The organism is Deltaproteobacteria bacterium (assembly GCA_015233135.1).
In the GTDB taxonomy this organism is placed as follows: domain Bacteria; phylum UBA10199; class UBA10199; order JADFYH01; family JADFYH01; genus JADFYH01.
On sequence record JADFYH010000002.1, the window covers coordinates 98956 to 112687 of the forward strand.

The window sequence follows — 13732 nt, forward strand, 5'->3', positions numbered from 1 at the left end:
TGCATAAATCGCTGCACAACCCAATTGCGGCGTTGCGGTATCCAAAAAATCCTCATTTGCAGTAGCAAACTCCGGTATTTTAGACCCTCCGCGCCTTGCACTTGGGTCGTTCGCTGATTTATGCAAGAAGTCTAATATTTATTCCCACTCAATCGTAGCCGGAGGTTTCGACGAAATATCGTAGACCACACGATTCACGCCCTTCACTTCATTGATGATTCGATTTGAAATTCTCGAGAGCAAATCTGTGGGCAAGTCTACCCAATCGGCGGTCATGCCATCGCTGCTGCTCACGCAACGCAAGGCGATCACGTTTTCGTAAGTACGTTCATCCCCCATTACTCCTACGGTTTTAATGGGCAAAAGGACGGCAAACGATTGCCACACCTGGGTATACCAGCCTGCCGCACGAATTTCGGACACTACAATTTCATCGGCGTTGCGCAAAATTTCCAAACGCTCGAATGTAACATCCCCTAAAATACGAATGGCCAAACCTGGCCCTGGAAAGGGCTGGCGGCTGATGAGCTCTTCGGGGATACCCATTTTTCGGCCCATGACGCGCACTTCGTCTTTAAAAAGCTCTCGCAAAGGTTCTATCAATTGGAGTCCCATTTTATCCGGCAAGCCACCGACGTTGTGATGAGATTTGATCACGGCAGACGGGCCTTTGAAGGAAACGCTCTCTATCACATCGGGATATAAAGTCCCCTGAACCAAAAACTGTGAACCCCGAACTTTCTTGGCTTCCTCTTCAAAAATGTAGATGAATTCGTTTCCAATCCGCTTACGCTTTGTCTCAGGGTCTTCTACGCCACTTAACACTTTTAGGAATCTCTCAGAAGCATCAATGTATTGCAGAGGGATGTGCAGATGCTCTCTAAAAAGTTTTTGAACTTTTTCACCTTCATTCTTTCGAAGCACGCCGTTGTTGATAAAAATACAGGTGAGCTGGTCGCCAATCGCTTTATGCACAAGATGCGCCGCTACCGTAGAATCGACGCCACCTGAGGTCGCACAAATCACTTTAGCCGACCCTACTTGTTTGCGAATGCGTTCGATTTCACCTTGCGCAAAATCTTCCAGATTCCAGTCGGGCTTGCAGCCGGCAATTTTAAACAGAAAATTTTTGAGGATTTGTTCTCCCCGTTCCGTATGCGTTACTTCGGGATGAAACTGAACCGCATAGTGTTGAGAAGCGACAGATCCCATAGCAGCAACAAGACCATTGTCGGATTTGGCAAGAATCTCGAAACCCGCTGGCACTTGAGTAACATGATCTCCGTGGCTCATCCAAACTTTCATCCTCCCCTCATCTACCCTATCTGAAAACAACAGGCCCTCTTTCAAAATCTCAATCCGGGCCCGACCATACTCTCGTGTCAAACCCGCTTCCACTTTTCCACCTAAAGTTTTCCCCATCAACTGCATGCCATAACAAATCCCCAGCATGGGAATTTTTAAATCAAAAAACCCCGCGGGCATTTGCGGGGCATCTGCAGCGTAAACGCTGGAAGGTCCACCAGACAGGATAATGGCTTTTGCGTTAAAATTTTTGATTTTTTCGAGAGAAATATTGAAAGGATGAATCTCGCTATACACCCCATTTTCACGGATGCGGCGGGCGATGAGTTGAGTGTATTGGGAACCGAAATCGAGGATGAGGATTTTATTCATTACTTTTCCAAACGATAATTAGGTGCCTCTTTCGTAATCGTCACATCATGCACATGCGATTCTCTGAGGCCCGAGGAAGTGATGCGCACGAAGCGTGCTTTCTTTTGCAGCTCATCCATATTTTTCGCGCCGATGTATCCCATCCCCGATTTTAATCCGCCGATGAGTTGATACAAATTGTCCGCCAGAGGCCCTCTGGACGGCACCATGCCTTCGATGCCTTCCGGAACAAACTTGGATAGCCCAACATTCACATCCTGAAAATAGCGATCGGCAGAACCGTCTCTCATGGCAGACAGCGAACCCATGCCCCTGTAGGCCTTGTAACTTCGCCCTTGATACAGTACCAAATCGCCCGGCGATTCTTCGGTGCCTGCCAGTAGGCCCCCCAGCATCACCACATTCGCTCCTGCAGCCAGTGCCTTGGTAATATCACCCGAAAACTTGATTCCCCCGTCTGCAATCACAGGAATTTTCAGTTTGGAGGCCATGCGCGCCACATTCTGCACTGCTGTGAGCTGGGGAACACCTATCCCAGCCACAATACGAGTGGTACAGATAGAACCTGGGCCAACCCCCACTTTGACGGCATCGGCGCCGGAGGCAATGAGATCCTGTGCAGCCTCTGCGGTGGCAATATTTCCCGCTAAAATCTGAATTTTTGGATATCGTTTTTTAATTTCTTTGACCGTGTCTAATACCAATTGGGAATGTCCGTGCGCGGTGTCCACCACCAGCAGATCCACTTCTGCCTTCACTAATACTTCAGCTCGCTCCAGAGCCTTGGGACCGGAACCTACTGCAGCCGCCACCAAAAGCCTGCCCCGCGTATCTTTTACGGCATTGGGATTTTTCAGCGTCTTCTCAATGTCCTTGATAGTGATAAGGCCCTTCAGCTCTCCTGCTTTATTGATGACCAGTAATTTTTCAATCCGATGTTTGTGTAATAAATCTTTGGCTTCTTCCAGGGTCACTTTTTCGGAAACCGTCACCAAACGCTCTTTGGGAGTCATGAGTTGTGCCACACTCAGACCCATATCTTTTTCAAAACGCAAATCACGGTGGGTCAAAATACCTACTAATTTCTTCTGCTCTATGATGGGAAAACCGGAGATGCCATGTCTATTCATCAAATCGATGGCGGTTTGAATGCTTTCGTTGGGGCCTAAAGTGATAGGATCCAAAATCATTCCACTCTCACTTTTTTTCACCTTTTGAACTTCCAGCGCCTGCTCACTGATGGAGAGATTTCTATGGATAACGCCAATCCCGCCATTTTGGGCCATCACAATTGCCGACTTGGCTTCGGTGACGGTGTCCATGGCGGCAGACATGATGGGGATGTTGAGTTCGATTTGACGCGTTAACCGGGTTTTCGTACTTACTTGGTTGGGCAACACACTGCTGGGCCCTGGAAGAATTAAAACGTCATCAAAGGTAAGACCTTCTGGTATTTGTTGGGCTGTCATGATGGGCTTTTATAGGGCAGCTTTGTGGGTGTCAAGATCTGTCAGATCAAAAGCTCGACTTTTTTAAAAAAGTCAATAAAGCTAATACGTAAGATGATACTCAAGTTCAAATCTAGAGACCCAAGAAGAAATTTACCAATAGACCTCTACCGTAAAAGAGGCGAATCCAATTTTGTTGGCTTATTTGAACGTGCATTTTTGCAAGAAAACAAAAAAGGCGTCGGTGGCCGCCAATTTGCTGTGTCTGGTTTTGGTGTTGCTGACTTTATCTGGCTCAACCTTTCTGGTTTATCGTCTTTTAAAAATAACAAAGATATTAATCCAATTGATTTTTTTAAAAATCACCCTCTCATGGCTTTTGAAATGAAGCTTGGTGATTGGAAACGGGCTCTGCATCAAGCTTACCGATACTCTTATTTTGCTGACCACGTCGTTGTGGTCTTACCAATGAATAAAACTACAGCGGCATGTAACAATCTTGCTCTCTTCAAATATCTGGATATTGGTTTATGGGGTCTGGACTCTGATAAAACTATCACTAAATTTTTCACTTCCCATTCTTCAGTCGCAAAAAGTGAAAATGCACGCAACAAAGCTGTTGATTTAATTGGTCGGAAAATCAATTTCCGCATGTTTGCGGAACAAGCGCAAAGCTTCCTCTAACGGTTCGAGGTGCTCATCATTTGATTTCGTATCTAATGCAGAGGGCACTGCTTTTATCTGATCGTAAGTTTCCTTAGCCTTGTTGATGAGTTGTTTCATGGCTTTAAGCCCCTCAATCTGTGTGCCTGAAGCAAGCATGCCATTAAGTTTTTTCAATGACTGCCAAGACTGCAATACTTCTTGATTACGAGCGGGCTCATCTTGTTGATAAATTTTATCAGTTTCTAGCCCATTAATAATGCTTGGAACTTTTCCTTTCAAAGCACTGAGTTCAAAATGCGTAATACGGTTTAAAAGATTAATACTCAAGTAGCGTTGAATGGGTAAGCGACCACCACTATTTAAAGGATTAAATCGATCGATCGAAAAATTCCTTAAATTCGACCACCATCCCGTGGCACCTGCACTGCCTCCAGCTATTCCTAAAAATGGAGTCAAAATATCAGAATATCCATTGATTACCTCAAAGCCATTCAGTTTCAAGGTATGATTGAGCATCATCCAAGCCGCAATAACATCAGGGTTATAAATGTCGGAGCGGGCTTCATTACTGCGAGCTGCTACCAAAAGATAAAACCCACTGGGAGGGGTTTCTAGCATGGTCACTTCATTGAGAAATTCAAAGAAATCATTTTTATCAGTTAGCGCTTCACGAGAAACAGCCAACGTAACATACAACGGTTTGTTATCTTTAATCTTTGTATGATGGACTTCAGCGGCTTGTCGGATAAAATCTTTTGAGATGCTAGCTTCGATGGAATCGAACGATCGATGAATGAGAATATTCGGAGCAATATAAGCAGTCAGATTAAGTTTTTTTTGGAATTGAAGAGCCAAAGAAATTATATTTACGACTTCACTTTCTCTTTCAAGCTGGCTGCGTCGTGTGTGTTGAAAATATTCTGTATAGTCATCTTCAAGGTACCCAAGCTTTGCACCATCCTGTTTTATTAGAAAGGAAGCATAAAATTGCGGATCAAAATAAAGCTCAATGCTGGGTGAGCTTTTGGAAATATCTTGAATTTTTTTTTCGAGCTTTTCAAAAGAAACATCGCGCGGGCTGTATATCACACCATCGATTAATTTTTGTGAAATTCCTTCGTTAATTTTTTCACCCTCTTGTGAGCCGTGTTGTGCGAAAAGTTTCATAGTGAACCCTCCAATTTTTTAATCATCACCTGAATATTACTTGGTCTGAGTGCCGGTTTCTTTTTAAGCATCTGGTCAATTATCTGGCAAAGAGCCTCTGTTAAATCTGGGCGTTCATCCCTGAGCGGAACCGGTTTTTGACGAATGGCCCTTGAAATTGTATTTACCAAATCATCTTGCGATTGTGCCAGTGGATGCTTGAAACAGGCATATTCATAAATACTCAAAGCTGCATTATAGAGATCACTTCTGTAATCGATGTTCTGACGAAAATTTGGATCCATCATTTCAGGCGCAAGATATCTGTATGTTGCTGGGGGTAATCGATTTTGTGCGTTAAAGGTCAAAGCTGTATCGGTAGTGGAAAACGCAATTCCAAGATCGAGGAGAACAAAGGGTCTTTTTTTATCTCCGGTTTTGATGATGTTACACGGTTTGATGTCACGATGAATATAATCATGTTCCCAAAGATTTTTAATTGCCCTCAGTAAAGCCACAAACAATTGCTTTAATTCTAACTCGCTCGGTTTAGGCCCATTAGATTTGAGTGATTCTCTGATCGAATCAAAAAGGTTTTGACCTTGAATGAATTCTTCTGAATAAACGAAATATTCCTGAGCACCCAAATGGGTGAGTTGGTGTGTTATTGATCCAAGTTTGACAAGTTCGTTTACCTTGCATTTACCTAGCGCTAAAACCTCACGCTCAATTCTACCAATAAATTCTTTGCGAATTCCATCAGCTTCTTCTGAATTTTCTAGCATTGGAATTTGTACAAGTTTTACGGCTTCAATAATACCGGAAACTTTAGCCTTATAAACAACTTTGAATCCACCAGTGGCAATGTGCTCCAGATCAGATATTTGGGAAAACTTTTGTTTGATCAGTTCTTTGTTGGGTAATTCAATTGCCATACACATCCCTTCTATAAAATAAGTTTTCTAATACATTTTGTGATCATGGTTCACCCCACACTCGTGCAAGTGTGATTTGTATTTTTTTCTCAAAGCGCTCTATCAACTCGTTGTTAGCATTCACTAGTCTTTGCTCGGCTTCGATCTCGGCGACAATTGTTTGCTGCGTGGCGAGGGGTGGGAGGGGGATTTTAATTTGCTTCAAGTGTGATGGCCCAAAATTTGGCTGTGCCGCGCCCGTAATTAGCCTGTCTATTTGTATCTTAAAGAGTGGGCTGTCGAGAAAGACCTTGATGTAGCCTTGAAGAATACGTGTAGCATCCTTGGGATGAAGACGAATATTGCTCGTATTCACCATGACCGGGAATCCATGGTTTTTGAAAATCGCATTTTTTCCGTAGGTTGCTCCCGAACTAGCCAAGATAATGTCACCGTCCTCAACTAAGAAGTGACTATATTTTGCTGTGAACTCCTCCTCTGAAACATGCTTGTCGGAATTATCTAGAATGACTCTGTCCCCAACGATATTTTTTACGTTTAGCAGCTTGATACCGCTTGATGTGAACTGCCAATTGCGAATACCAGGCCCTTCTTGGAAGAACACAATTTCATCAAACGACACCATCGGCCAATCAGGATGAATAGGTATATGCGGACGATAGTTATCAAGCACAGCACGAGCACCATCAATCACTTTCTGATAGCCCTCGATCTCTGCCACAATCTCTTTCTGCACCTCCAGCAGCGGTAAGGGAATTTTGTATGGAGCAATGCTCTGCCTTGTGATTTGAGGCTGCGCAGAACCAGAGATCGTCGAAGATAGGTCAGAATATTTTAGGATTTGGAAAAGGTACTCTTTGAGAATCGATTCAATTTTTGGAGCAAAGACCATTGCGTTGCCTGTAATCCATGATTTTGCTTTCGAATAGTTTAGAGTTCCGCAGGTTGCTCCGCGACAAGTTACGATTACTTCTGGAAACTCATGATTGAATTTATCATACCTTCCAATGACACCATTCGCTCCGTAAACAAGATAAGCACCATCCTCCTTCATATCCTGTTGAGTAATGGTTTTTGGTTGATAAATTTCACATAAATCACCAAGCGCCACGAATGGATGAATTAAATCTGCTGCTCGTTTTTCCCGATACCTTTCCCCACTCAGATTATAATCCCCACTCGCAGCAATCTTTTCTTTCGCCACAATCAAACCACAACCCAGCTGAAGCTTACTGATATCTTGCCGATTGTGAAGAGCTTGCAGATAAGCCTCAAGTTCAACTTTTACCTGCGGAAGATCATTCTTATCAAAAGAACGACGCTGAGCACCTAATCCAAAGCCATCATTTTCCACTTTGAAAAAGGCGATACTATCACTTTGCCGCGCGAGAGATTTGTCGAGAATAAGAATAGAAGTTTTCACTCCAGAGTAAGGATTAAAACAACCCGCTGGGAGTGAGATCACTGCGACGAGTGAATTTTCTACCAGCATTTTTCGCAGCTCTTTATAAGCACCCTGACTTTGAAAAATAATTCCTTCAGGAACAATGATACCCGCACGTCCAGTGGGAGTAAGATGTTCAGCGATATAATCGACAAACAACACTTCGCTGCGTTTAGCCTGAATTGAAAATCGTTTATGTGGCTTGATGCCGCCTTTGGGTGACATGAAAGGTGGATTGGCGAGAATGACATCAGCAAATTCGTTCCATCGATCTTCAGAAGTGAGTGTGTCATATTCAAAAATGTGAGGATCAGTAAAGCCGTGTAAGTAAAGGTTCACCAGCGAAAGGCGTACCATGTCGGGTGAAATATCGTAGCCCTTAAAGTTTTTCGAGAGCTGCCCTTTTTCATCGGGTGTTAAAGTGCTGGAATTTTTATCGTCGCTATTGCTACGCAAAATATGTTTATAAGCGGAGATGAGGAAGCCTGCAGTACCGCAAGCTGGATCAAGAATCATTTCGCCTTTTTTGGGGTTTATTACTTCGACGATGAAATCAATAATGTGTCGTGGGGTGCGGAATTGGCCTGCATCACCTTGTGAGCCGAGAACAGAAAGTAGATATTCAAACGCATCACCTAAACTCTCACTGTGGTCGTAGCTAAACTCGTCGATAATTTTGAGAAAACTTTTGAGGGTTTCGGGATCACGATAAGGCAAATAAGCATTTTTGAAAATGTCGCGAAACAGTGGAGGAATTCCCGCATTCTGAGGCATGGTGCTGATACCTTCACCGTAAAGGCCAATCAGTTCATAGCCGCCAATACCAGCGCTCATCAGCTTTGCCCAGCCATAGCGTGCGAAATTGCCTGTAAAGAATTTTCGCTTTCCACCTAATTCCTCCGCTTCTGCATCCATGTCATCCATAAATTTATAAATGAGTGCGATAGTAATTTGTTCAACTTGAGATTTAGGATCAGGAACTTTGCCGACGAGAATGTCACGGGCGGTATCGATTCGGCGTTTGGTGTCGGTATCGAGCATGGTTTTCCTTTATGCAGCAAATTGGTTCAAAGACACGTAGTCTTTAATGTAATTGGGGATGAGTGTGCGATATTGCTCTGGCACTGCTTTCAGATCACGAGTGGAGAAGATCGGATTTGTAGCGAGATCGGTATAGTGCTTGGTCTCAATAATGTGGCGTATTTGATTACTCGTAATGTAAGCTTTGAAGTAATTTTTCATGGCGGGTATTGCCTCGGCTTGTTCGGGTTTGTAATCTGCAACAAATTTGGCAAACTCTTCTTCGAGTAATTCATCTTTCGATTTAAAGCGGGGAATTAATCCAAAAATTTTCTCAAGAATTTCTCGCAACGTTAGGCGACGATCTACAGCTGCGGCTTTGCGTAATTTATCGAGAGTGTAGAATTCGTTAGGTTTATCGAAAACTTCTTTATTCACATAATCGATAACCCTATCCCACTGACCCGCTTCGACAGCGGCGGCGATAACGGTATTTTCGCGAACAGTTTCCTCGAATCTTTCGTAAAACATACGGTCAACTTTCATTCCCTCCGCGCCGATGGCTTCTTCTTTAATAGTAGAGAGAATATCTTCTCCAAGATGCTCGTAATTTCCTTCTTTAACAACTTGCCCTCCACCGCCATCACGAACTTCATCTTCACCTCTTTGCTCTTGTGGTTTAGGAAGTTTAATTACTTGGTCGTAGTTGTATTTTTCTTCAAAATATTCACAGTTAGCAAAAAAATCAAAGAGCTTGTAGGCGGTTTTGTGCGGTTCTTTCACGCAGGCTTTGAGAGTGTTATCAAAGAGCTGTTCAAGAAAATTGTGCTTTCGCGTACCTCGGCCTTTAATCTGAATAAAATCTGTGGGGGAAAAAATGGGACGAAAAAGTCCAATATTGAGAATGTCCGGGCAATCGTAACCTGTGGTCATCATCCCTACAGTCACGCAAATACGGGCTTTGCTCGTTTTATAAGTAGGGATGAAGTTCGCTGTTCCGAGAAGATTATTGTTGGTAAAGTTAATGGTAAATTGCTGTGCTTCTGGAATTTGAGAAGTTACCTGAATGGCAAAATCGGATTGATACTTTCCCGGAAACATTTTGTCGGCCATGAGATTAAATATCTGAGCAAGTTTTGCAGCATGTTTTTGACTCACAGCAAAAACAATAGATTTACCGATCTCACCGCTTACGGGATCACGATAGGCATTTTCAAGAAAGGTTTTACAAAAAAGCAGATTGGTCTTTTCAGAAAAAAAGCGTTTTTCAAATTGGCGTTGCTTGAAAGTTTCTGTTTGGTCTTCACCTTGGTCATCTTTGAATTCGACGATAAACCCTTTTTCCGATAGAAGCTGTGTACTGATTTCACTACGGGCATCTACAACAGTAGGGTTAATAAGAAACTTATCTTTAACACCATCTAAAAGAGAATAACGAAATGTAGGCTGACCGTCTTCACATCCGAAGGTTCGATAGGTGTCGAGCAACATTCTCTTCTCGAACTCTCGCGGATCTTTTGTTGTAGGCTTTTCTTTTTCAAACTTCTTTAGATAATCGCGCGGGGTCGCAGTGAGCCCTAGTTTATAACCGATAAAATAATCGAAGACAGAGCGAGCATTACCGCCAATAGAGCGATGTGCTTCATCGGAAATCACTAAATCAAAATCTGTCGGTGAAAAAAGTTGTCGGTATTTATTATTGAAGAGTAACGACTGAACAGTTGTGACAATAATTTCAGCACGACGCCATTCTTCGCGGTTTTCTTTGTAAATAATTGTTTTATAGTCATTTGCCAAAACTTTTTTGAATGCCTTCTCCGCTTGGTCTTCAAGTTCCAAGCGATCTACAAGAAATAACACACGTCGTGCATTACCCGTGCGCAGAAAAAGTTTGATAATGGCAGCTGAGGTGAGCGTCTTTCCCGTACCCGTTGCCATTTCAAAGAGAAAGCGGTCTTTGCCCTCTTTGACTGCAGCTTGAAGAGTGTGAATGGCTTTCTTTTGATAGGGACGAAGGAAACGTAGACCGTTTGCCTCGATGAAGCTTGAACGTTCATCCTCATTCTTCCAAGCAGCATCCGTTAAATAGTTTGGGCGCTGTGTGAGGACAATGTAGTCGTCATTAACATTCTCTTCGACAAGGCGAGTTGGATCAGGAATGATTCTCTGATAACCCATTACGGACGCGGGTGTTGGAAAGCTTGTGATGAGGGCAGGGTTGCCACGTTCAAGATCCCAGAAGTAATGTAAATTGCCATTGGAAAGAATGATAAAACGGCAGTTCTGGGAACGCGCATATTTGCGGGCTTGTTCCTTACCTACGAGTGGATTTTTATCTTCAGCCTTTGCTTCTAAGACGATAAAGGGAAAGCCTTTTTCATTGAGCAGAAGAAAATCAATAAACCCCTTAGATGATTTTTCAAAGTTTTCGCCGAGGGCATCTAGTTCCTGTGTCTTGATTGTGACGCTAGGTTCAAGTTGAATATTTGCTGGGTTTTTACCTTCGGCAAAGAAGCGCCAGCCAGCTACTTCAAGCAGCTTATTGATTTTGATGCGAGCAGTTGCTTCTTTCATGTGGTTATCCATTTTTGATTGTGTGTTTTCACCCCTCCGATTTTATAGGTAAAAATTCAATCAAAAGAATGAATGAAACATGCATTGTTGCTCATATATGATCGCGGGTTGTTGTGACTGGAAAAAATATATTCTCGGTTTCCACTGTGAAGTATTATTTGTTGAAGAATTTCTAAAGTCTGCTTCGAAAGAGGGACAAAAGCACAGGGCCGCCAATGCAAGCTTGGCACATTTTCATGCGTTTAAATACAACACAATGGACATGGTGAGCCCAGTCGAACCATCACTCAAATTCACCCAATCCCCATGGATTCGATGAACTCACCATGTCCCAATTGGGATCTTCTGTTACCTGAATTAATCATTACTTTTAATCCGCATTCCGTAAAAGGAACGATGGACAAAAAAAGCAGAGATCGCAAAGAAGACCACAAACAAACCCATATTCACTCTAGGAGGGAGTTCCAAGGCCAACTCCAGGGCAAGCAATCCAAATAAAGTCGTGAATTTAATCACCGGGTTCATGGCCACGGAAGAAGTATCTTTAAAAGGATCTCCCACCGTATCACCCACTACACAGGCGGCATGCAAAGGAGTTCCCTTTTGCTTGAGTTCCACTTCTACCACTTTCTTCGCATTATCCCAGGCTCCACCGGCATTGGCCATGAACAGGGCTTGGAACAATCCAAAGAGCGCAATGGAAATCAAATAACCAATGAAAAAGAAGGGCTCCAGGCAGGCAAAGGCCAGGCTGGAGAAAAACACGGTCAAAAAGATATTGAACATCCCTTTCTGGGCATATTCAGTACAAATTGCGACCACCTTTTTACTATCCTCCACCGAGGCCTTTTCCGCTCCATCCAATTTCATATTTTTCTTGATGAAGGCCACCGCGCGATAGGCTCCGGTACTCACTGCTTGGGTAGAGGCCCCGGTGAACCAGTAAATCACGGCTCCACCGGCAATCAGCCCCAGTAAGAAAGGAGGATGCATTAAAGAGAGTTTATCCATATTTTGAACCAGGCCATTGGTCAGAATCAAAATGATGGAGAAGATCATGGTGGTAGCACCTACCACCGCAGTTCCAATGAGAACAGGTTTGGAAGTGGCTTTAAAGGTGTTCCCTGCCCCATCGTTTTCTTCGAGCAGATCTTTGGCCTTGTCAAAATTGGGTTCGAAACCAAATTGCTTTTTAATATCTTCTTTAATTCCAGGCCGGGTTTCAATGAGAGAAAGTTCGTAGACAGACTGGGCATTGTCCGTGACAGGGCCGTAGGAATCCACCGCAATGGTCACAGGCGCCATGGCTAAAAATCCAAAGGCCAGCAAACCGAAAGAAAAAATGGCGGGGGCTTTCATCAAGACACCTAGGCCTTGCTCGCTAATAAAATATGCCGCGCCCATCAAGGCGATGAATAGAAATCCCATCCAATAGCAACTAAAGTTTCCTGCAGTTAAACCGGCGAGCACGTTGAGAGAGGCCCCACCTTCACGAGAAGCTTCCACCACTTCTTTTACGTGACCCGAGTTGGTGGAGGTGAAGACCTTGATCATTTCAGGAATCAGCGCACCCGCCAGGGTTCCGCAACTAATGATGCTGGCAAGTTTCCACCACATCGTCCCATCCCCCTGAACACTGGGAATCAGAAAATAAGAAACCACAAAGGTTAAGGAGATTGAAAGGATGGAACTCACCCAAACCAGAGAGGTGAGAGGGGATTCAAAATTTATTTTATCGACATTTTGAAACTTGGATTTTACCCAGGCAGCATTCAGATAATAGGCCAGTACGCTGGCGAACATCATCACCACGCCTAGCACAAACATCCATACCAAAAGCTGAATCTTCACTTCATCCACGCCTACGGCCTTCAAAATAAAGGTAATCAGGGCCACAGCGGTAACACCATAGGTTTCAAAACCATCGGCCGTAGGACCGACTGAATCTCCGGCATTATCCCCCGCGCAATCCGCAATAACACCCGGGTTACGGGCATCATCTTCTTTAATATTGAAGACGATTTTCATGAGGTCTGATCCAATATCGGCAATCTTGGTAAAAATACCACCGGCAATGCGCAACACCGAGGCCCCCAAAGATTCACCAATGGCAAAACCCAGAAAGCAATTTCCTGCATATTCGGAAGGAATGAAAAGAAGAATACTCAGCAAAATAACGAGTTCAAGACTGACCAATAAAATACCAATGCTGATGCCTGATTTTAAGGGCACCAGCAGAACCGCGTAGGGCTTGCCTTTCAGACTGGCAAAAGCAGTTCGAGAATTGGCGTAGTTGTTGATTCGAATACCAAACATCGAAACAAAATAGCTGCCGGCAATACCCACCAGGCTGGCGATAAGAATAATGGAAATCTGCGGGATGCCATAGCCTCTGAATTTCATGAAATAAAACACAACAATGGCGGCCACCAAGAGCCACAATTGAAGAATGAATTTCCCTTGGGTCTGCAAATAAGTTTTGCAGGTTTCGAAGATGAGTTCAGAAATTTCGGTGAGAGTGCTGTGGACGGGAAGTTTTTTCACCTGGGAAAAAATACTCAAACCGACCAGGATGCCCAAGGCAGAAACAGCAACGCCTGCCATCAAAAGTTGCTGGGCCGTAAAACCAAAAAAGTTACCTAGTGCCAAATTTGGAATGACCAAATCGGCCTCACTTGCCCAAGCCAAAGGCGCCATTAAAATTAGCGCTACAAACACCCCTAACGGAGCTAAGATCTTCTTCATTTTTCCCCTCCAGAGTTCATTAGTATTTGGGTTTAAAAGGTGTGACACCCTAAAAAAGTGAGGCGGCCCTAACATGG

The 13732-nt window shown here is 43.7% G+C and carries 8 protein-coding genes; 1 reads left to right on the forward strand and 7 read right to left on the reverse strand.

Annotated elements, in window-relative coordinates; translation table 11 throughout:
• Positions 1-138: 138 nt before the first annotated feature.
• Together guaA and guaB are read right to left on the reverse strand one after the other, a co-directional pair.
• Positions 139-1677 carry a glutamine-hydrolyzing GMP synthase gene (guaA, locus tag HQM15_01255; protein MBF0491393.1) on the reverse strand — a complete coding sequence of 513 codons (1539 nt, stop codon included), beginning with the start codon at positions 1675-1677 and terminating at the stop codon, positions 139-141.
• Entirely contained in the window at positions 1677-3146 is a 1470-nt protein-coding gene (gene guaB / locus HQM15_01260) for an IMP dehydrogenase (protein ID MBF0491394.1), read from the reverse strand. Before guaB ends, guaA begins: the two co-directional genes overlap by 1 nt.
• 93 nt (positions 3147-3239) lie before the next feature.
• Here guaB and HQM15_01265 point away from each other — a divergent pair, with 93 nt between their 5' ends.
• Positions 3240-3809: a hypothetical protein gene (locus tag HQM15_01265; GenBank protein MBF0491395.1), complete on the forward strand. Its 570-nt coding sequence runs from the start codon at positions 3240-3242 to the stop codon at positions 3807-3809.
• On the opposite strand, the gene HQM15_01270 is transcribed toward HQM15_01265, so the two are convergent.
• The 5 genes from HQM15_01270 to HQM15_01290 form a co-directional block, all read right to left on the reverse strand.
• Positions 3750-4958, reverse strand: coding sequence for a hypothetical protein (locus HQM15_01270; GenBank protein ID MBF0491396.1), 1209 nt, complete (start codon positions 4956-4958; stop codon positions 3750-3752). The two genes, HQM15_01265 and HQM15_01270, sit on opposite strands and share 60 nt — an antisense overlap.
• Positions 4955-5872 carry a protein kinase gene (locus HQM15_01275; protein MBF0491397.1) on the reverse strand — a complete coding sequence of 306 codons (918 nt, stop codon included), beginning with the start codon at positions 5870-5872 and terminating at the stop codon, positions 4955-4957. Before HQM15_01275 ends, HQM15_01270 begins: the two co-directional genes overlap by 4 nt.
• A 43-nt stretch (positions 5873-5915) precedes the next feature.
• Positions 5916-8357, reverse strand: coding sequence for an N-6 DNA methylase (locus tag HQM15_01280; GenBank protein MBF0491398.1), 2442 nt, complete (start codon positions 8355-8357; stop codon positions 5916-5918).
• 9 nt (positions 8358-8366) lie between these two features.
• Positions 8367-10922 (reverse strand): DEAD/DEAH box helicase family protein, encoded by a 2556-nt coding sequence (locus tag HQM15_01285; protein MBF0491399.1) that lies wholly within the window; start codon positions 10920-10922, stop codon positions 8367-8369.
• Positions 10923-11267: 345 nt separating this feature from the next.
• Positions 11268-13655, reverse strand: a complete 2388-nt coding sequence (locus HQM15_01290) for a sodium-translocating pyrophosphatase (GenBank protein MBF0491400.1) — start codon at positions 13653-13655, stop codon at positions 11268-11270.
• Positions 13656-13732: the final 77 nt, after the last annotated feature.

Bases quoted from the DNA above. Each gene is read 5' to 3' on its own strand.
- guaA (MBF0491393.1), bottom strand. From the start codon at position 1,677: ATGAATAAAATCCTCATCCTCGATTTCGGTTCCCAATACACTCAACTC.
- guaB (MBF0491394.1), bottom strand. From the start codon at position 3,146: ATGACAGCCCAACAAATACCAGAAGGTCTTACCTTTGATGACGTTTTA.
- HQM15_01265 (MBF0491395.1), top strand. From the start codon at position 3,240: ATGATACTCAAGTTCAAATCTAGAGACCCAAGAAGAAATTTACCAATA.
- HQM15_01270 (MBF0491396.1), bottom strand. From the start codon at position 4,958: ATGAAACTTTTCGCACAACACGGCTCACAAGAGGGTGAAAAAATTAAC.
- HQM15_01275 (MBF0491397.1), bottom strand. From the start codon at position 5,872: ATGGCAATTGAATTACCCAACAAAGAACTGATCAAACAAAAGTTTTCC.
- HQM15_01280 (MBF0491398.1), bottom strand. From the start codon at position 8,357: ATGCTCGATACCGACACCAAACGCCGAATCGATACCGCCCGTGACATT.
- HQM15_01285 (MBF0491399.1), bottom strand. From the start codon at position 10,922: ATGGATAACCACATGAAAGAAGCAACTGCTCGCATCAAAATCAATAAG.
- HQM15_01290 (MBF0491400.1), bottom strand. From the start codon at position 13,655: ATGAAGAAGATCTTAGCTCCGTTAGGGGTGTTTGTAGCGCTAATTTTA.